Annotated in this window: 17 protein-coding genes and 3 tRNA genes; 16 read left to right on the top strand and 4 right to left on the bottom strand. The window is 55.5% G+C overall.

Annotated features, from left to right (window positions below; genetic code table 11):
• Positions 1–58: 58 nt before the first annotated feature.
• The gene (gene rsgA, locus ABIE29_RS00255) at positions 59–1108 is read right to left on the bottom strand and encodes a small ribosomal subunit biogenesis GTPase RsgA (RefSeq protein ID WP_429616205.1); all 1050 of its coding nucleotides are present in this window, start codon (positions 1106–1108) and stop codon (positions 59–61) included.
• A gap of 162 nt (positions 1109–1270) precedes the next feature.
• Here rsgA and orn point away from each other — a divergent pair, with 162 nt between their 5' ends.
• Entirely contained in the window at positions 1271–1816 is a 546-nt protein-coding gene (gene orn / locus ABIE29_RS00260) for an oligoribonuclease (protein WP_024530195.1), read from the top strand.
• A 74-nt stretch (positions 1817–1890) separates the two neighbouring features.
• On the opposite strand, the gene ABIE29_RS00265 is transcribed toward orn, so the two are convergent.
• Positions 1891–3417: a DHA2 family efflux MFS transporter permease subunit gene (locus ABIE29_RS00265; protein ID WP_429616206.1), complete on the bottom strand. Its 1527-nt coding sequence runs from the start codon at positions 3415–3417 to the stop codon at positions 1891–1893.
• On the bottom strand, positions 3414–4580 hold the full coding sequence (locus ABIE29_RS00270) for an efflux RND transporter periplasmic adaptor subunit (protein ID WP_429616207.1): 1167 nt from the start codon (positions 4578–4580) through the stop codon (positions 3414–3416). Before ABIE29_RS00270 ends, ABIE29_RS00265 begins: the two co-directional genes overlap by 4 nt.
• A gap of 102 nt (positions 4581–4682) precedes the next feature.
• Here ABIE29_RS00270 and ABIE29_RS00275 point away from each other — a divergent pair, with 102 nt between their 5' ends.
• From ABIE29_RS00275 to ABIE29_RS00290, 4 genes are all read left to right on the top strand, one after another.
• On the top strand, positions 4683–5501 hold the full coding sequence (locus tag ABIE29_RS00275) for an AraC family transcriptional regulator (protein ID WP_429616208.1): 819 nt from the start codon (positions 4683–4685) through the stop codon (positions 5499–5501).
• 235 nt (positions 5502–5736) lie between these two features.
• Positions 5737–5812 (top strand) — tRNA-Gly (locus ABIE29_RS00280).
• A gap of 64 nt (positions 5813–5876) precedes the next feature.
• Positions 5877–5952, top strand: a tRNA-Gly gene (locus ABIE29_RS00285).
• A 55-nt stretch (positions 5953–6007) separates the two neighbouring features.
• Positions 6008–6083, top strand: a tRNA-Gly gene (locus tag ABIE29_RS00290).
• Positions 6084–6372: 289 nt separating this feature from the next.
• Here ABIE29_RS00290 and queG read toward each other — a convergent pair.
• Entirely contained in the window at positions 6373–7512 is a 1140-nt protein-coding gene (gene queG, locus ABIE29_RS00295) for a tRNA epoxyqueuosine(34) reductase QueG (RefSeq protein WP_429616209.1), read from the bottom strand.
• On the opposite strand from queG, the gene nnr reads away from it, so the two are divergent.
• The 11 genes from nnr (at position 7511) to ABIE29_RS00350 (ending at position 19900) form a co-directional block, all read left to right on the top strand.
• Positions 7511–9025: a bifunctional ADP-dependent NAD(P)H-hydrate dehydratase/NAD(P)H-hydrate epimerase gene (gene nnr / locus ABIE29_RS00300; RefSeq protein ID WP_429616210.1), complete on the top strand. Its 1515-nt coding sequence runs from the start codon at positions 7511–7513 to the stop codon at positions 9023–9025. The genes queG and nnr overlap by 2 nt on opposite strands.
• 10 nt (positions 9026–9035) lie before the next feature.
• Positions 9036–9506 carry a tRNA (adenosine(37)-N6)-threonylcarbamoyltransferase complex ATPase subunit type 1 TsaE gene (gene tsaE, locus ABIE29_RS00305; protein ID WP_429616211.1) on the top strand — a complete coding sequence of 157 codons (471 nt, stop codon included), beginning with the start codon at positions 9036–9038 and terminating at the stop codon, positions 9504–9506.
• A gap of 7 nt (positions 9507–9513) precedes the next feature.
• Positions 9514–11244: an N-acetylmuramoyl-L-alanine amidase AmiB gene (amiB, locus tag ABIE29_RS00310; RefSeq protein ID WP_429616212.1), complete on the top strand. Its 1731-nt coding sequence runs from the start codon at positions 9514–9516 to the stop codon at positions 11242–11244.
• Between the two features lie 28 nt (positions 11245–11272).
• On the top strand, positions 11273–13135 hold the full coding sequence (mutL, locus tag ABIE29_RS00315; protein ID WP_429616213.1) for a DNA mismatch repair endonuclease MutL: 1863 nt from the start codon (positions 11273–11275) through the stop codon (positions 13133–13135).
• Positions 13128–14069: a tRNA (adenosine(37)-N6)-dimethylallyltransferase MiaA gene (gene miaA, locus ABIE29_RS00320; RefSeq protein WP_429616214.1), complete on the top strand. Its 942-nt coding sequence runs from the start codon at positions 13128–13130 to the stop codon at positions 14067–14069. The genes mutL and miaA overlap by 8 nt, the downstream gene beginning before the upstream one ends.
• Positions 14070–14182: 113 nt before the next feature.
• On the top strand, positions 14183–14494 hold the full coding sequence (gene hfq / locus ABIE29_RS00325; protein ID WP_021179001.1) for an RNA chaperone Hfq: 312 nt from the start codon (positions 14183–14185) through the stop codon (positions 14492–14494).
• 98 nt (positions 14495–14592) lie between these two features.
• On the top strand, positions 14593–15873 hold the full coding sequence (gene hflX / locus ABIE29_RS00330) for a ribosome rescue GTPase HflX (protein ID WP_411751428.1): 1281 nt from the start codon (positions 14593–14595) through the stop codon (positions 15871–15873).
• Positions 15874–15966: 93 nt separating this feature from the next.
• Positions 15967–17232, top strand: coding sequence for an FtsH protease activity modulator HflK (gene hflK, locus ABIE29_RS00335; RefSeq protein WP_429616215.1), 1266 nt, complete (start codon positions 15967–15969; stop codon positions 17230–17232).
• A gap of 3 nt (positions 17233–17235) precedes the next feature.
• Complete coding sequence (hflC, locus tag ABIE29_RS00340; RefSeq protein ID WP_429616216.1) at positions 17236–18243, top strand: protease modulator HflC; 1008 nt, start codon at positions 17236–17238, stop codon at positions 18241–18243.
• 60 nt (positions 18244–18303) lie between these two features.
• A complete protein-coding gene (locus ABIE29_RS00345) occupies positions 18304–18504 on the top strand; it encodes a DUF2065 domain-containing protein (protein WP_429616217.1) in 201 nt (66 codons plus the stop codon).
• 97 nt (positions 18505–18601) lie between these two features.
• Positions 18602–19900, top strand: a complete 1299-nt coding sequence (locus tag ABIE29_RS00350) for an adenylosuccinate synthase (protein WP_429616219.1) — start codon at positions 18602–18604, stop codon at positions 19898–19900.
• Positions 19901–19957 lie beyond the last annotated feature (57 nt).

Below are 19957 nucleotides of genomic sequence, written 5' to 3' on the forward strand. Positions count from 1 at the left end.
TCTTAAAAGGGGATATCAAGGGCGGGGGTGGCGATTAGCGCTATCCCCGCACTGTGGATCAGTTATCTGCGTCCGGGAAGTTTTTGCGGGTTTTAACCTGCGCCATACTTTCCAGGATGCGGTGATAGTTGTCGAAACGCTCTTTGGCTATCGCGCCACTTTCCATCGCGGCGCGTATGGCGCAACCCGGATCGGTGTCGTGGCGGCAGTCGCGGAATTTACAACCGCCCAAATAGTCGCGGAATTCGACATAGGCCTGAGTGACCTGCTCTGGCTCCAGGTGCCACAGACCGAATTCACGTACGCCGGGGGAGTCGATAACATCACCGCCATGTTGGAAGTGATACAACCGCGCCGCCGTGGTGGTATGTTGCCCCAGGCCGGAGACGTCGGAAACCTGATTTACCAGAATTTGCTTTTCTGTCTGCGGCAGCAGGGCGTTCAACAGGCTGGATTTACCCACGCCGGACTGCCCGGCAAAGATGCTGATGCGGTCGACCAGCGCCTGTTCAAAGGCTTCCATCCCTTCGCGGGTCTGGCTGGACACTTCCAGTACGCGGTAGCCAATATGACGATAAATCGCCATCATTCCGTCGACCACCTTACGCGCTTCGGCGTCCAGCAGGTCGATCTTGTTGAGCACGATCAGCGGTTCGACTTCCAGCGTTTCGCAGGCGACCAGGTAGCGATCGATCATATTGAGTGAAAGTTCGGGCAGAATGGCCGAAACGATGACGATCTGATCGATATTGGCGGCGATGGGTTTAACGCCGTCGTAGAAATCAGGGCGATTCAGCACCGAGGTTCGTTCATGCACCGCTTCTACGATGCCTTTGACCCCCGCATGAGTGCCTACGCCAGGGCGCCAGACCACGCGATCGCCGGTAACCAGCGAACGCAGGGTGCGGCGAATGTTGCAGCGATGCTGGACGCCGTCTGCGGCTTCCACGTCGGCATGCATGCCAAAGCGGCTGATGACGATCCCGTCTTGCGGTTCGCCCAATTGGGAATCATCCAGCTCCGGCTTATTGTCAGTGCGCTTGAGGCGACGCTGATGGTTGGCCTGTACGCGGCGTTCTTGACCTTTGGACAGTTTGTTCTTACTCACTGAGCCTCACTTGAATCGGCATTTATCGCTCGGGGCGAGCAAAAGGGCTATGATACACGCTATTTTATATTAAATAACCGTTCTTGGCCGCCACACCGGCTGGCATTGGCTGCGGGCTTGCCCGTGGTTTGTTTATCTTTCGGCTTTTACGCAGGAAAAATCATGACAGGAAACGAAAACAACCTGATTTGGATCGATCTGGAGATGACCGGGTTGGACCCTGAACGCGATCGCATTATCGAGATCGCGACGTTGGTGACCGATGCCAATTTGAATATCCTTGCCGAAGGACCGGTGATCGCGGTGCATCAATCAGATGAGCAACTGGCGCTGATGGATGACTGGAATGTGCGCACGCATACCGGCAGCGGGCTGGTGGAGCGCGTTAAAGCCAGCCAGCATGACGATCGTGCCGCCGAACTGGCCACTATCGCTTTCCTGCAAGCGTGGGTGCCAGCGGGTAAATCACCTATCTGTGGCAACAGCGTTGGCCAGGATCGCCGTTTCCTGTTCCGCTATATGCCGCTGCTGGAAGCCTACTTCCATTATCGTTATCTGGATGTCAGCACGTTGAAAGAGCTGGCGCGCCGCTGGAAACCGGAGATCCTGCCAGGCTTCAAGAAGCAGGGCACTCATCAGGCGTTGGATGACATCCGCGAATCCGTTGCGGAACTGGCGTATTACCGCGAGCATTTTATCCAGCTATAGTCGGAATGAAGTTCATAAAAGGGGGCGGAGGGTCAATCCACGCCCCCTTTTATATTGCGGGGATAAATCAATGGCTAGGGTTTGGCTTTAGGGACGAAGGGCGGTTTGGCAAACCAAACCAGCACAATGGCTAGCAGAAACACGCCTGACAGCGCATAAGAAATATCATTGAAGGCGATCTGTGTGGCTTGTTCGCCGACCAGGTTATTTAACCGTTCATATCCTGGCTGCGCCTGGCCCTGCCCTAAAATGGCGACCGCCTGCCGGGTACCTTGATCGTAGACGGTCAGGGATTCACCTAATTGGGCGTGATGGGAAATCGTACGCCGATCCCACATCAAGGTCGTAACGGATACCGCCAGGCTGGCACCTAATGTTCGCATAAAGGTGGCAAGCCCTGAGCCTGCTGCAATCTCGTCCGGCTTGAGGTCGGAGAGCAAGATGGCGTTGATCGGCATGATAAACAGAGCCAGCCCCAACCCCTGTAACAGTTGGATCAGCGCGATATGCTGGAAATCAATATCAATGACAAAGCCTGAGCGCAGGTAACAGGCCGTGGCCAGCAGTAAGAAAGCCCCACACACCAGCCAGCGCATGTTGAAACGTGGTGCATATTTGCCCATAAAGGGCATCAGCAGCAGCGGCAAGATCCCCATGGGAGCGACAGCCAACCCAGCCCAGATGGGGGTGTAGCCCAATGAGCGCTGTAGCCAAAGCGGCATGATGACATTGGTGGCGTAAAAAGCGGAATAGGCACCGATCAGCGCAAGCGTGCCCACCCGGAAATTGCGATGACGAAATAGCTGCAGATTGACGATAGGCTGTGGGTCGGTCAGTTCCCAGATAACAAAAAACAGCAGGCTGACCACGGCGACGATAGCCAGCACGATGATCTGGGTAGAGTTGAACCAATCCTCTTCATTGCCTTTATCCAACAAGATCTGGAGTGCGCCAACCCCTAGGATCAACGCGACTAGCCCAACTCGATCCACCTTGGCATGTGCGGTACTCTCGGGGCGGCCATGCATTTGGCTGGCAACCAGGGTGCAGGCAAAAATGCCGACCGGAATATTGATCAGGAAGGTCCAGCGCCATGAATAAGTATCGGTGATCCACCCGCCGAGCAAGGGGCCAGCAACCGGAGCGACCACGGTGACCATGGCGATCATGGACAGTGCATAACCTCGCTTTTCTGGCGGGTAGATCGACAACATCAACGCTTGGGTCGTCGGGATGAGTGGCCCCGCCACGGCTCCCTGCAGCACACGACACAGAATTAGCATCTCCATGTTGAATGCCATGCCGCACAGCAACGAAGCCGCAGTGAACAGCCCCATTGACCAGAGAAATAGCCGCAACTGGCCAATGCGACGCACCAGAAAACCCGTGAGTGGCAAGGCAATCGCGTTGCTGGCGGCAAAACTGGTGATCACCCAGGCGCTTTGGCTGCTACTGGCTCCCAGATTACCGGCGATCGTCGGTAAGGACACATTGGCGATAGTGCCATCGAGCACGTACATAAATACCGCCAGAGCCAGACCTACGGTGGTCCAGTTGACGCTGGGGGGACGGAAATCCTGGGCGGGGAAGGTAGAACTCATAAGTCCCCCCGATTAGCCTTGAGGATCTGTTCGATCAAGGCGTCTGACTGGCTCAGTTGATCGCGGTAGACATCGGTAGCCAACAAGGGTTCTGGCGATCGTTGGGCTAATAACGCACCGTTACGATCATGCAGATCCACATTGGCCCGCATGGACAATCCAATACGTAGCGGATGGCTAACGAGCTGCTCGGGCTGAGTTAGGGAGATCCGTACCGGTACACGCTGAACGATCTTGATCCAATTCCCCGTGGCATTTTGTGCTGGCAGCAGCGCGAAGGCGGCACCGGTTCCAATACCCAGACTCAGTACCTGGCCGTTATAGCGTACGGTTTTGCCATAGACATCGGCATAGATCTCTACCGGTTGATCAATGCGAATATCACGCAATTGAGCTTCGGTGAAATTAGCCTCGATCCAGACTTTATCCAGCGGCACGACGGCCATCAGCGCTTCGCCTGGCTGTACTCGCTGGCCCAATTGCACCTTACGTTTGGCGACATACCCCGTGACAGGGGCGACGATGGTGGTACGTGAGCGATTGAGGAACGCGACACGCAATGCCGCTATCGCTGCCAGCACTTCGGGGTGTGAAGCCAGGCTGGTATTATCAACTAATGAGAGATTTTGTTGATACTGTTGCTCGATAGCGTCCAGCGCGCTCTGTGCCTCCAGAAAAGCGTTGTTGGCGTGGGCTAATTCCTCTTTGGAGATAGCGCCAGAAAGGGTGAGTGCACGGCGCCGTTGGTAATCGGCGCGAGCTTTGTCCCGCGTGGCTTGGCGGACAGCGATCTCGGCCTTGGCACCGCTGACCGCACTATACAAACCACGTACTTTACGCACCACGTTGGCCAGATGGGCCTCGGCATTGTCCAGTGCCAGTTGGCTGTCACCAGGATCAAGCATAACCAGCGTATCGCCAGCGAACACCAATTTGCCATCATCGGCATTGATGGATACCACGGTGCCATGAAACTGTGGCGTGATCTGTACGACATCGCCCTGAACATAGGCGTTATCGGTGCTGGCATACCAGCGACCGTACACACCATACCATCCCCCCCAGAGGATAGCGGCAAGCAGACATGCTGCCCCCAGTAAATACAGTAGCCAAGGGCGTTTACTTTTCGCGGGGGTGGGGGGAGCGGTCTTAACGTCGTTCATCAGGAGCCTCTGGTTGGTCAAAGAGTGGAGGAAGTATGAATAATGGACAACTGGCGAAAAGTTGGATAACGTTATTTATGCTAAAAATAATGAGAAACAATCATGACGGTAGCGGCGCTTGCCAATCATCCATCCGACCTCAGTGAACGTGCCGATGGCCCTTCGCTGATCGCTATGTGGGGGGAAGACGATCCAGGTCTTGAGTTTCGTCTAGGGACGCGCGAATACGATTGGCATCAGCATTTGCGGGGGCAGTTGTTCTGCGTGGAGAACGGTTTGTTGCATGTACGCACCAGGCAGGGCTCCTGGCTATTACCACCGAATCGTGCCGGCTGGATCCCCTCACATGAGCCGCACAAAGTCAGCATCAGCGGCGTCATGAGCGGCTGGACGGTGCTGATTACGCCTGATGCGAGCAAAGACTTGCCCGATCAACCCTGTGTGATTGGCATCAGTGAGTTGATGAATGCGTTAGTACGCCGTGCGGTGTCCTGGTCGTTTGAAGAGGCTTTGCAGGTTGAACAGGAGCGCATGATTGCGGTTTTGTTGGATGAAATCCGGCGTTCGCCTCATCAGCCGCTGCATTTGAGAATGCCTACCGACCGGCGCTTATTGCGGATCACCAATGCGATCCTTGCCGAGCCTGATGATACCAGGACCTTGCAAGCCTGGGCGACTTGGGGAGGGCTTTCGCCTAGCAGCCTGTCGCGTTTGTTTATGGCCGAGACTGGCAACAGCTTTGCACAATGGCGTCAACAGGCCAGGCTGTCTCATGCGTTGGAAATGTTGGCTAATGGTATGGCTGTGAGTAGTGTTGCTGATGCCCTGGGGTATGCGACCCCCAGCAACTTTATTGCTATGTTCAGACGGTGTTTTGGCGATTCCCCTGCCCATTATTTCTCCAAACGTAAGTCGTTGTGATTGGCGATGTTGACCACTCACCGTTATCAGGGAGCAAATTCTGACCTTGGTTGCCCGCAAAACAGGGGGTTGGGGTCTCTGCGGCACGAAAATTCACCATTTAGGTGCTTAAAGCAGCAATCAGACAAAATTCGCGTTTTTTTGCTTTCAGGGGCTTGCGGCGAAAAGGATTTCTCGTATAATGCGCACCCCGTACCGATGAAGAATTTCATTCCATTCACCATCGTTACGCCGGGCGGGAATAGCTCAGTTGGTAGAGCACGACCTTGCCAAGGTCGGGGTCGCGAGTTCGAGTCTCGTTTCCCGCTCCAACTTCAAAAATGCTGCTGATGTAGCATGATGAAGAAAAAGTAGTTAAAGTAACACCCATGCGACGCGGGAATAGCTCAGTTGGTAGAGCACGACCTTGCCAAGGTCGGGGTCGCGAGTTCGAGTCTCGTTTCCCGCTCCAAAAATTTCAAAGGCCATGCTGTTCATTGTTGGCCGGATGCTTCAAGCATATCAATGCGGGAATAGCTCAGTTGGTAGAGCACGACCTTGCCAAGGTCGGGGTCGCGAGTTCGAGTCTCGTTTCCCGCTCCAAATTTTATCTCCAGTTTAGATTCAATCCTACGCCGCTTCCGGTGTGACTTTTTGTCAGTTATACATACTCAGAAAATAGGTTGTGAACAGAGTTATCCACAGCTCCTGTACATAATACCTTCTGTGCAAAATTGCAACGTCGCACAAATGAAATTTATATCTTATTGATAATCATCAATATTTATTTCTTATAAAACGTTATCTCGATCACTTGCTCTTTTTGTGACGCTTGAAAGACAACGCATTTTTATTTTTATGCACAAATCCACAGGGAGAGTCTAACGGTTTTCTAAGCATCTCTCGGTAATCCTTTCTCGACTGCCCGAATTAAACGTTTTTTCTGCATAGTCTGCACTTCAACCGCCAGGGCCTCACGGCGTGCAAGCTGCTGAGCCAGTGCCCAACTGATGTGCTCGTCCAGCATCGGATCCTGACCTTGTCGGGTCTGCAAGCTGATAACGATCTGATCTGAATAAGGGGCGTTGCCGAGGGCTACCGCGATATTGCGTAACCAGCGCAAATGGCCAATACGCCGGATGGCAGAGCCTTCGGTGATACGTAGAAACTTCTCCTCGTTCCAGCCAAACAGCTCGATCAGTTGCGGGGCATGCAGGGCAGCGCGGGGGCTGAAATCATCTTCATCCGTCAACTGCGAGAAGCGGTTCCACGGGCAAATAAGCTGGCAATCGTCACAGCCGTAGATTCTATTGCCCATCAGAGGGCGGAATTCTTCTGGAATAGCGCCTTCCAGCTCGATGGTCAGGTAGGAGATGCAGCGCCGGGCATCAACGGTGTAAGGGGCAACTATTGCACCGGTGGGGCAAGTGGTGATGCAGGCGACACAGCGGCCACACTGCTCTTCCTGCGGTTTATCCACCGGCAGGGGCAGATCGATTAACAACTCGCCCAGGAAAAACCAGGAGCCGGCGTCGCGGTTGAGGATCAGTGAGTGTTTACCAACCCAGCCGATGCCGGCTTTTGCGGCCAAGGCTCGCTCCATGATGGGGGCCGAATCCACAAAGGGCCGGAAATTCAGTTCACCGCAATAAGCCTGGATTTGATCGCCGAGTTTTTTTAGCCGCTGGCGTAGCAGTTTGTGATAATCACGTCCTAGCGCATAACGGCTAACGTAGCCCAGTTGCGGGTTTTTTAACGTACTGGCGAACGCGGCTTTCGCAGGCAGATAGTTCATGCGCACGCTGATAACCCGCAGCGTGCCGGGCAATAATTCATGTGGCCGTGCGCGCATCATGCCGTGGCGTGCCATCCACTCCATCTCGCCGTGGTATTGCTTATCCAGCCACGCCTGCAATCTGGGTTCTTCCGCGCTGAGATCGGTATCGCTGATCCCCACCTGCTGGAATCCTAGCGATTGCCCCCATTGCTTGATATGTTGGGCGAGTTGATCGAGATCGAGGGGGTGTGTCATGACGGGCCATAGTGAGAAACAATACTGCTCCAGTTTACCACACTCTGTTTGGTCTGCAGACTGGATCCGCCAGGCAGAACCTGCTGCTGCCGCAACGCTTGGCCTCTCCTTGTATTCGTTAATGCAGCGCGCCGGTGCGGCGGCTTATGAGCTGGCGTGCGACCGGTATCCGGCCAGCAGGCATTGGCTGGTGCTGTGTGGGCATGGCAATAACGGTGGCGATGGTTATGTGGTTGCTCGTCTGGCCCGTGCGGTGGGCATCAAGGTGACGCTCATTGCCTGCGAAGGCGTTCGTCCATTACCGCTGGAGGCCGCCACTGCTCGGCAAGCCTGGTTGGAAAGCGGCGGAGAAGTCCTGCCCGCGACCAACCGTTGGCCAGAGGATGTCGATCTCATCATTGATGGTTTGTTAGGTACCGGGTTGGGAGCGGCTCCCAGAGCGCCCTATGATGCACTGATCGAAGCGGCCAACCGAGCCAGTGCGCCAGTGATTGCCCTGGATATTCCTTCTGGCCTGCTGGCTGAAAGCGGGTCCGTGCCGGGTGTCTCGATCCGCGCGACCCACACGCTGACTTTTATTGCGCTCAAGCCAGGGTTGCTGACCGGGCAGGCTCGTGATTGGGTGGGGCAACTGCACTACAGTACGCTAGGATTGGCGGGTTGGCTGGAAACACAGTCCTCGCAGATCGAGCGTCTGACTGCTGGCGATTTGACCAGATGGCTGAAGCCTCGCCGTCCTTGTTCTCATAAAGGGGAGCATGGTCGTCTACTGCTGATTGGTGGCGATCACGGTTTTGGCGGAGCTATCCGCATGGCAGCGGAAGCCGCACTGCGTGCCGGGGCTGGGTTAGTGCGAGTGCTTACTCACAGTGAGAACATTGGGACGCTGCTGACCGCCCGGCCTGAGTTGATGGTGCAACGCCTGAGTGATGATATCCTGCAACAGGCGTTGGACTGGGCCGATGTGGTCGTGATTGGCCCGGGGCTGGGCCAGGGCGATTGGGGTAGCAAGGCGTTGCAACAGTTGCAAGCCAGTGATAAACCAACATTATGGGATGCTGATGCGCTTAACTTACTGGCATTACACCCCGAGAAGCGTCAGAATCGTATTATTACCCCGCACCCTGGTGAAGCCGCGCGATTATTGAGCTGCCGCACCGCTGATATTGAGAGTGATCGCTTACTTGCAACCCGCAGGTTGGTGGCGCAATACGGCGGGGTTGTGGTGCTGAAAGGCGCAGGCACCTTGATCGCCGATGAGCAGGGACAGATGGCGATCGCCGACGTTGGCAATGCGGGCATGGCGTCCGGTGGCATGGGAGATGTGCTGTCGGGTATCATCGGCAGTTTGCTGGCGCAAAAGCTGCCGCTGTATGATGCTGCCTGCGCGGGCTGCGTAGCGCACGGCGCAGCGGCGGATCATATTGCTGCAAAACAAGGAACAAGGGGATTACTGGCCACCGATCTGCTGGCGGTGATCCCTCATTACGTTAACCCTGAGTTGGCAAAATAGACATTATCGAATGAAAGAACTCGTTTTACCGCTGCCGGATGAGGCAGCCACAGTCGCACTGGGTGCCGCCTTGGCCCAGGCGTGCGATCGTGCCAGCGTGATTTATCTTTATGGTGATTTAGGTGCCGGTAAAACCACCTTCAGCCGGGGCTTTTTGCAGGCGTTAGGCCATCAGGGCAATGTGAAAAGCCCAACCTATACGCTGGTGGAACCCTATGCGCTGCAACCGCTGGCGGTCTATCACTTTGATCTTTATCGCTTGGCCGACCCGGAAGAACTTGAATTTATGGGTATCCGCGACTATTTCGCCCAGGACTCGATTTGCCTGGTGGAGTGGCCGCAGCAGGGTACCGGCGTGCTGCCCGAACCCGATCTGGAACTGCATCTCAGTTACCACGACGAAGGGCGTCAGGCGAAGCTCCAGGCGGTTTCCGCCTATGGAGAACAATTATTAGAAAGTATCCAGAGGCAACCAGGATGATGCAGCAATGATGTATGGGTTAAGAAGATTTGCTGTGATTGCCTTGCTTGCGTTGTTGGGGCCGTTTGGTGCCTGGGCGGCATCGTCCCTCTCCGACGTCAAAGTGACCAACGCTCAGCGTGAAGCCACGGTGTCGGTGAGCTTTACTGGCCCTCCCTCGTATAGCTTCTCAACAATACATGGTCCAGAACGTGTGGTGCTGGACGTGAACCAAACGGGCAAAGTGGGCGGCCTGCCGTTGAACTTCAGCGGCCAAAACCTGGTAAAAAGTATTCGCTCCAGTAAGCCGAAAGATGCGCAAAGCGTACGCTTGGTGTTTGATTTAACCCAACGTGCCAAAACCCGTGTGGCGACGCGTCAAGAGGGCAACAGTTACATCGTCGTCTTCACCATCACCTCAGAAGCCAGGACGACGACCAACACCGTCCGTAAGGCGCCGGTGCCTGTGCCGGTGGTGAGTGAGCCAGTGCGTAAAGCGCCGGTCACATCGAGTAGCGCCAATCCATTTACTCCGAAGTCGGATGCGGTATCAGGTACGGCAACCAGCATTACCCCACGTAGCAGCCGGGTGTCCGCGGGTTCTGGCGATCGGGTAGTGGTGGCGATCGACGCTGGCCACGGCGGGCAAGATCCTGGCGCTATCGGGCCAAACGGTCTGAAAGAGAAAAACGTCACCATTGCTATCGCGCACCGTCTGCGTGCGTTGTTGGATGCCGATCCGATGTTCAAAGCGGTGATGACGCGTAACGGGGATTACTTTATTTCGGTGATGGGCCGTTCTGACGTGGCGCGTAAGCAGGGGGCCAACGTGTTGGTTTCTATCCACGCAGATGCCGCGCCGAATCGTAGCGCCAAAGGGGCTTCGGTTTGGGTATTGTCCAATCGCCGGGCGAACAGCGAGATGGCCGGTTGGTTGGAACAGCACGAGAAACAGTCCGAACTGCTGGGCGGCGCGGGCGATCTGTTGGCCAACAGCCAGGCCGACCCTTATCTCAGTCAGGCGGTGCTGGATCTGCAGTTCGGTCATTCGCAGCGCGTGGGTTATGACGTGGCCGTTAAGGTCTTGCAACAGTTACAGGTCGTAGGTTCATTGCACAAACGCCGTCCGGAACACGCCAGCCTGGGAGTGCTGCGTTCACCGGATATTCCATCGCTGCTGGTGGAAACCGGGTTTATCAGTAATAGCACGGAGGAGCGACTGCTGGGCAGTAGCGCATATCAGGATAAAATTGCACGGGCGATCCACAACGGCCTGCGCAGTTATTTCCTGGCGCATCCGCTACAAGCCGACCCAAAGGTGGAAAACCGCCCGCTGGACGTCGCAGCGGCGGTTAACTCCACGACAGACGCTCTCAGACAGCCTGAGCCGGTGACCAGCCCGGCCAGAAGCCGTGCCAGCGTAGGGAAAACGCAGATCCATGTGGTGAAGCGGGCGGAAACGCTTTCCGGCATTGCCGATAGCTATGGCACCAGCATGGCGGCGCTACGTGAGCTGAACAAGCTGAAAAAAGACGGCGTCTGGGTCGGCCAGCGTCTGAAGGTCCCCGCCGGGAAAACGGCGGCAGCACCGGCTCAGACCAAGGTAAAAAGCACCAAACCGAGCAAACATAAGGTGACTCGCGGTGATACGCTGTCATCTATCGCCGCGCGATATGGTGTCAGCGTCAGCGAGCTTAAACGGGTTAACAAATTAAAGTCGGATGTTGCGCCGCTGGATCGGACGCTGACTATTCCGTAGGCTTGATGCCAACAACAGAGGGAGCCGCATGTCTATCCAGGTGTTACCACCACAGCTAGCCAACCAGATTGCCGCCGGAGAAGTGGTCGAACGGCCTGCGTCGGTAGTCAAAGAGCTGGTAGAAAACAGCCTGGATGCCGGGGCAACGCGGATTGATATTGATATCGAACGTGGTGGGGCCAAACTGATCCGCATCCGTGATAACGGTTGCGGCATTGGCAAAGCCGACCTGGCCTTGGCCCTGGCGCGCCATGCCACCAGTAAAATCAGCACGCTTGACGATCTGGAGGCCATCGTCAGCCTGGGCTTTCGCGGCGAAGCGTTGGCCAGTATCAGCTCGGTCTCCCGTCTGACGTTGACCTCACGCACGGCGGAACAGACCGAAGCCTGGCAAGCCTACGCGGAAGGGCGCGATCAGGCGGTCACCGTCAAACCGGCAGCTCATCCGGTGGGCAGCACGCTCGAAGTGCTCGATCTGTTTTACAACACCCCTGCACGGCGCAAGTTCATGCGCACCGAAAAAACCGAATTTGGCCATATCGACGAAGTGGTGCGGCGTATTGCGCTGGCGCGTTTCGATGTGGCGATCAACCTCAGCCATAACGGCAAGCTGATGCGTCAGTATCGCGCGGCAAAAGAAGAAAGCCAGCATGAGCGGCGTCTGGCCAGTATTTGTGGCCCCGCCTTTCTGCAGCATGCGTTGGCGATTTCCTGGCAGCATGGCGATCTCAGCATTCGCGGCTGGGTGGCCGATCCGCAAGGGGCGCGTCAGCTTGGCGAAATGCAGTATTGCTACGTCAATAGCCGGATGATGCGCGATCGGCTGATTAATCATGCCATTCGCCAGGCATATCAGGACCAGTTGAAAGACGATCAACTGCCTGCCTATGTGCTGTATCTGGAAGTGGATCCGCATCAGGTGGATGTCAACGTCCATCCGGCCAAGCACGAGGTGCGTTTTCATCAGGCTCGGTTGGTACATGATTTTATCTATCAGGCGGTTACCACGGTGTTGCAGCAGGCGGGTAATGTCGCGCGGCCATTGGCCGAAGAGTCCACAGCGCAGGAGGCTCCCGTCTGGCAGCCGGAGAACCGCGTTGCCGCCGGTGGCAATCATTTCTCCCAGCCTGCGCCACAGCGTGAACGTCAGCCTGCTGAACCCGCCGCCGCCCGTGAACGAGCCCCACAGCCAGCCTATCAAGCCGGTGCGGGTTACCAAAAACGTGAAGGCGAGCTGTATGGCAAGCTGTTACAGGCTACGCCGTCAGCAGATACGGTAAAACAGCCGCTGTTCCCGCCGGTTAACCCCGTGCAGGAAACTCCGCTCGCCGGTAGTCAGCACAGCTTTGGCCGCGTCCTGATGATCTGCCCACCAAGCTATGCGCTGGTTGAACAGCGTCAGCAGTTGGCGTTATTGAATCTGACCATGGCCGAACGTTGGCTGCGTCAGGCACAACTTTGCCCGCCGGAAGAGGGATTACGGCCTCAGCCGCTGCTGATCCCGATTAAGCTGACGTTGAATAAAAATGAAGCGGCCGCCTGCGTGCAACATCAGGCGCTGCTGGTCAAAATGGGGTTGGAGCTGCAAACCGATCACGGGCGTGTGACCTTACGCGCAGTGCCTTTACCATTACGCCAACAAAATTTACAAAAGTTGATACCCGAGCTGTTAGGCTATCTGGCCGAACATCAGGAGATGTCGCCAACGGTGCTGTCCATCTGGATCGCCAGCCAATTAGGCAGCGAACACGAAGTGTGGAACAGCTCGCAAGCGATACAATTGTTGACAGAAGTTGAACGACTTTGCCCGCAACTGGTCAAATCCCCTCCTGCCGCTCTTTTACAACCCGTTGATTTGCAGGCTGCATTGGCAGCGCTTAAGCATGACTGAAATTGAAATGACCCCTCGTCCCCCAGCCATTTTTATCATGGGGCCAACGGCCTCAGGCAAAACCGCCTTGGCGATGGCGCTGCGTGAGCGCTTGCCCGTCGAACTGATCAGTGTCGATTCCGCTCTGATTTATCGCGGTATGGATATCGGCACGGCTAAACCCTCGGCGGAAGAGTTGGCCCAGGCACCACACCGTTTGATTGATATCCGCGATCCCGCGCAAGCTTACTCGGCGGCCGATTTTCGTGCCGATGCGTTGCGGGAAATGGCTGATATTACTGCCGCCGGGCGTATTCCGCTGTTGGTGGGGGGCACAATGCTTTACTTTAAGGCGTTACTGGAAGGTTTATCGCCGTTACCCTCTGCCGATCCCGCAGTACGCGAGCAGATTGAGCAGCAGGCAGCGGAGCACGGTTGGGAGGCTTTGCACCGCCAATTGCAGGCGATAGACCCGGTTGCCGCGTTACGTATTCATCCGAATGATCCACAGAGACTCTCCAGAGCACTGGAAGTTTTTTTCATTTCGGGTAAAACTTTAACCGAGCTGACTAAAATTTCGGGTGAATCGTTGCCGTATCATGTTCACCAATTTGCGATAGCGCCAGTCAGCCGGGAGTTGTTGCATCAACGTATCGAGCTGCGGTTCAATCAGATGTTGGCGGCGGGTTTTGAGGCGGAAGCGCGTGCACTTTTTGCACGGGGTGATTTGCATACGGATTTGCCTTCCATTCGCTGTGTCGGTTATCGCCAGATGTGGTCATATTTCTCTGGCGAGATTAGTTACGATGAGATGGTTTTTCGAGGTATTTGCGCAACACGTCAGTTGGCCAAACGCCAGATGACCTGGTTACGGGGTTGGGAGTCGGTTCGGTGGTTGGACAGTGAAAAGCCGGGAGAGGCTTTAGACTCGGTAACACAGGTTGTTAGTGCATAGGTTGAGTGATTGTGTACAATTGATGAGTATTCAGCGCGCAAATTTTTTAGGTCGTTTATTTTGAGCCGACAGGTTCTTGGTTAAAAACAACAAACAAATAAGGAAAAGATAGAATGGCTAAGGGGCAATCTTTGCAAGATCCGTTCCTGAACGCATTGCGTCGTGAACGTGTTCCGGTTTCTATTTATTTGGTGAATGGTATTAAGCTGCAAGGCCAGATTGAGTCTTTTGACCAGTTTGTCATCCTGTTGAAGAACACGGTGAGCCAGATGGTTTATAAGCACGCTATCTCTACCGTTGTTCCATCGCGCCCGGTATCGCACCACAGCAACACCCCGAGCAGCGGCGGCACCAGCAATTATCACCATGGTAACAACCCGTCTGCGCCGCAACAGCCGCAGCAGGAAAGCGATGACGCTGAATAAAGCGCGTTGCGAGTCAACCATGACGGGGAGCATAAGCAGCACAGTGCTGTTTATGTCCCCCAAACTCGCGGTTTTGTTCCGTTTGAGAGGTTGCACGCTTGTTTGACCGTTATGAAGCCGGTGAGCAGGCCGTCCTGGTTCATATCTATTTCTCGCAAGACAAAGATACAGAAGATCTCAGTGAGTTCGAATCGCTGGTGTCCTCTGCGGGTGTCGAGGCTTTGCAAGTGGTTACTGGTAGCCGCAAAGCGCCTCACCCAAAATACTTTGTCGGTGAAGGAAAGGCCGAAGAAATTGCAGATGCGGTGAAAGCCAGCGGCGCGTCTGTTGTCCTGTTTGATCATTCCCTTTCCGCAGCGCAGGAGAGAAATCTCGAACGCCTGTGTGAATGCCGGGTGATCGATCGCACCGGGTTGATTCTCGACATCTTTGCCCAGCGTGCCCGTACCCATGAAGGTAAGCTGCAGGTAGAGTTGGCGCAGTTGCGTCATATTGCCACTCGTCTGGTTCGTGGTTGGACTCACCTTGAACGTCAGAAGGGGGGGATTGGCCTGCGCGGGCCGGGGGAGACCCAGTTAGAGACTGACCGTCGCCTGCTACGCGATCGCATCAGCCTGATCCTGCGTCGCCTTGAGCGGGTAGAGAAGCAGCGCGATCAAGGGCGGCGAGCGCGTACCCGTGCCGATGTGCCAACCGTATCGCTGGTGGGTTACACCAACGCAGGCAAATCAACCCTGTTTAACCGAATTACGTCTGCCGGAGTTTATGTGGCGGACCAGCTATTTGCCACCCTGGATCCTACCCTGCGGCGTATTGACGTGGCGGACGTAGGCGATACCGTGTTGGCGGATACCGTAGGCTTTATCCGGCACTTGCCGCACGATCTTGTTGCCGCGTTCAAAGCAACGTTGCAAGAGACGCGCCAGGCATCTCTGTTGTTACATGTGATCGACGCTGCGGATACCCGGGTGGATGAAAACATTGAAGCGGTGAACTCCGTGTTGGCAGAGATTGAGTCGGATGAGATCCCTACACTGTTAGTGATGAACAAAATAGATATGCTGGATGATTTTGTCCCGCGTATCGACCGCAACGAGGAAAATTTACCGATCCGAGTGTGGCTGTCCGCCGCCAGCGGTGAAGGTATCCCGTTGCTATTTCAGGCGTTGACGGAGCGCTTATCGGGGGAAATCGCGCATTATGAGCTGCGCTTACCGCCACAGGCAGGCCGTCTTCGTAGCCGTTTCTACCAGCTTCAGGCGATCGAAAAAGAGTGGAATGAAGAGGACGGCAGTATCGGCGTGGTGGTGCGTATGCCGATCGTGGAGTGGCGTCGCCTCTGCAAGCAGGAACAGGAACTGATTAACTTTATCGTATGATCATATCCTGTTACATTTGTGTGCCCGCTCAATAGATAGAGTGGGCCAAGCATTAGCCTGAAGTACCCAATCACAGAATAATGGAGCTAAAACATGGCGTGGAATCAGCCCGGTAATAACGGACAGGACCGCGACCCGTGGGGGAGCAGCAATAATAATGGCGGCAACTCTGGCGGTAACAATAAAGGCGGTCGCGATCAAGGGCCACCGGATTTAGACGATATCTTCCGCAAGCTGAGCAAGAAATTGAGCAGCCTGACCGGCGGCAAAGGTTCTAACGGCAATAACAGCGGTGGTACGGGTTCAATCGGGCCGGGCTTCAGTGGCAAGATTGTCGGCATCGCTGCGGTTGCGGTGGTGGTGATCTGGGCCGCCAGCGGTTTCTATACCATCAAAGAAGCCGAGCGCGGTGTGGTCACTCGCTTTGGCAAATTCAGCCATCTGGTGCAGCCAGGTCTGAACTGGAAACCGACGTTTATCGATCAGGTTCGCCCGGTTAACGTGGAGTCGGTTCGTGACCTGTCCGCGTCCGGTGTCATGCTGACCTCCGATGAGAACGTGGTGCGTGTTGAGATGAACGTGCAGTATCGCGTTTCCGATCCGGCAGCCTATCTGTTCAGCGTAACCGATGCCAACGACAGCCTGAGACAGGCGACAGACAGTGCATTGCGTGGTGTTATCGGTAAATACACCATGGACAAGATCCTGACCGAAGGCCGTACCATCGTCCGTAGCGACACTCAGCGTGTACTGGAAGAGACCATCCGTCCGTACAAAATGGGTATCACTCTGCTGGACGTCAACTTCCAGGCTGCACGTCCGCCGGAAGAGGTGAAAGCCGCGTTTGATGATGCGATCGCCGCGCGTGAGAACGAGCAGCAATCCATTCGTGAAGCAGAAGCTTACGCCAACGAAGTTCAGCCGCGTGCCAACGGTGCTGCACAGCGCCTGCTGGAAAATGCGCGCGCCTATCAGGCCCAGACCGTTCTGGAAGCCCAGGGTGAGGTTGCTCGTTTCGCCAAGCTGTTGCCGGAGTACAAAGCCGCACCGGAAATTACCCGTGAGCGTCTGTACATCGAAACCATGGAAAGAGTGTTGAGCCACACCCGTAAGGTGTTGGTGGCAGACAACAAAGGCAATAACAATCTGATGGTGCTGCCACTGGATCAGATGCTGCGCGGTGCCGGTAGGTCGGCTACCGAAGGCAGCAAAGATGCCGGGCAGAACCTTCTCGCCCCTGCGCCAGCCTCCAGTCCTTCATCGGATGCGAGCACCAGCAGTTCCAGCAGCGGTTCCATCATGGACCAACGCCGGGCTAATGCGCAGCGTAGCGACAACACACGCGTAGGGAGAGAATAATCAATGCGTAAGTCTTTCATAGTTATCCTCGCGGTGGTGTTGGTAGCCTTTTACGCCTCAATGTTTGTGGTTCAGGAAGGCGAGCGTGGCATCGTGCTGCGTTTTAGCAAAGTACTGCGCGACAGCGAAAACAAACCGCTGGTCTATGCACCGGGTCTGCACTTCAAGATCCCGTTTATTGAAACCGTGAAAATGCTGGATGCCCGTATCCAGACCATGGACAACCAGGCCGATCGCTTCGTGACCAGCGAGAAGAAAGACCTGATCGTTGACTCCTATCTGAAATGGCGTATCAGTGATTTCAGCCGCTACTACCTGGCCACCGGTGGTGGTGACGTTTCTCAGGCGGAACTGTTGCTGAAACGCAAGTTCAATGACCGTCTGCGTTCCGAGATTGGCCGTTTGGACGTGCGTGATATCGTGACCGACTCCCGTGGTCGTCTGATGGCAGACGTGCGTGATGCGCTGAACACCGGGACCGTGGGTGACGAAGAAGAAGTCGCAACCACTGAAGCCGATGACGCTATCGCTTCCGCCGCCGCCCGTGTTGAACGTGAAACGACCGGCAAACAGCCAGCGGTTAACCCGAACAGCATGGCAGCACTGGGTATTGAAGTGGTCGACGTCCGTATCAAGCAGATCAACCTGCCTGCGGAAGTGTCCGATGCGATCTTCCAGCGTATGCGTGCAGAGCGTGAGGCGGTAGCCCGTCGTCACCGTTCACAAGGTAAGGAAGAGGCTGAGAAGCTCAAAGCTACCGCCGACTACGAAGTGACCCGTACCATCGCGGAAGCCGAGCGTCAGGCGCGTATCACCCGCGGTGCGGGCGATGCGGAAGCGGCCAAGCTGTTTGCCGATGCCTTCAGTCAGGATCCGGATTTCTATGCTTTCATCCGTAGCCTGCGTGCTTATGAAACCAGCTTCGGCCCTGGTAACCAGGATGTGTTGGTGCTGAGCCCGGACAGCGATTTCTTCCGCTACATGAAGTCGCCGGTTGCTACGCGTAAGTAAGCGCAATAGCCGATCACCAAGGCCCGTTTAAACGCGGGCCTTTCTTTTTTGGGGGAAGGGATGAATTCGACAATCTGGCTGGCGCTTGGCTTGGTTTTGGTGCTGGAAGGGCTGGGGCCGATGTTGTTCCCACAGGCTTGGCGTAAAATGGTCCAGACAATCTCGCAGCTACCCGATGCCACGCTGCGGCGTTTTGGCGGAGGATTAGTGGTTGCAGGCTGTGTGATCTACTACATGTTGCGTGCACGCACGGGGGTTTAAAGTTTAGCCGAAAAAGTACGCAATCGTATGCTAAAAGTGCTGAAACTGAAGAATTACGGTGGTAGAATCCATTTTTAAGCAACCTGGTGATTTTAAAATGGGTAAGAACGTCGTCGTACTGGGCACCCAATGGGGTGACGAAGGTAAGGGCAAGGTCGTAGACCTGCTGACTGAACGGGCTCAATATGTTGTGCGCTACCAAGGTGGCCATAACGCTGGCCACACTCTGGTTATCAACGGTGAAAAAACCGTTCTTCATTTAATTCCTTCAGGTATCCTGCGTGAAAACGTGACCAGCGTCATCGGCAACGGTGTGGTGCTGGCGCCAGACGCGTTGATGAAGGAAATGGGTGAACTCGAAGCGCGTGGCATCCCGGTACGCGAACGTCTGTTACTGTCTGAAGCCTGCCCGCTGATCCTGCCTTATCACGTTGCCCTGGATAATGCGCGTGAGAAAGCGCGTGGCGCCAAAGCCATCGGCACCACCGGCCGTGGTATCGGCCCGGCTTACGAAGATAAAGTTGCCCGTCGCGGTCTGCGCGTTGGCGATCTGTTCGATAAAGCCACCTTCGCCGTCAAGCTGAAAGACATCATCGATTACCACAACTTCCAACTGGTTAACTACTACAAAGTTGAAGCCGTCGATTACCAGACCACCCTTGACTATGTACTGTCAATTGCCGATATCCTGACCGGGATGGTAGTAGACGTCTCCGAACTGCTGGACGGCGCGCGCAAGCGTGGCGATCTGATCATGTTCGAAGGCGCACAGGGTACGTTGCTGGATATCGATCACGGTACCTATCCGTACGTAACCTCCTCCAACACCACCGCTGGTGGCGTGGCAACCGGTTCTGGCATTGGCCCACGTTACGTGGACTACGTGCTGGGCATCGTGAAAGCCTATTCTACCCGTGTAGGTGCAGGCCCGTTCCCAACCGAACTGTTCGACGAAACCGGCGAGTACCTGTGCAAACAGGGTAATGAGTTTGGTGCCACCACTGGCCGTCGCCGTCGTACCGGCTGGCTGGATGCGGTTGCCGTTCGTCGTGCCGTGCAGATCAACTCCCTGTCTGGCTTCTGCCTGACCAAGTTGGACGTGCTGGACGGCCTGAAAGAAGTGAAGATCTGTGTGGGCTATCGTATGCCGGACGGCCGCGAAATGACCACCACGCCGCTGGCTGCAGAAGGTTGGGAAGGTATCGAGCCAATCTACGAAACCATGCCGGGCTGGAGCGAAACGACTTTTGGTGTGAAAGACTACAGCAAACTGCCACAGGCAGCGCTGAACTACATCAAACGTATCGAAGAGCTGACTGACGTACCGGTAGATATCATCTCTACTGGCCCAGACCGTAGCGAAACCATGATCCTGCGCGATCCGTTCGACGCATAATCAGCTTTCCTACCGTCACCAAACAAACCGGGCCAAGTCCCGGTTTGTTTGCTTCAT

It is taken from the genome of Serratia sp. 2723 (assembly GCF_050434425.1).
Classification (GTDB): Bacteria; Pseudomonadota; Gammaproteobacteria; order Enterobacterales; family Enterobacteriaceae; genus Chania.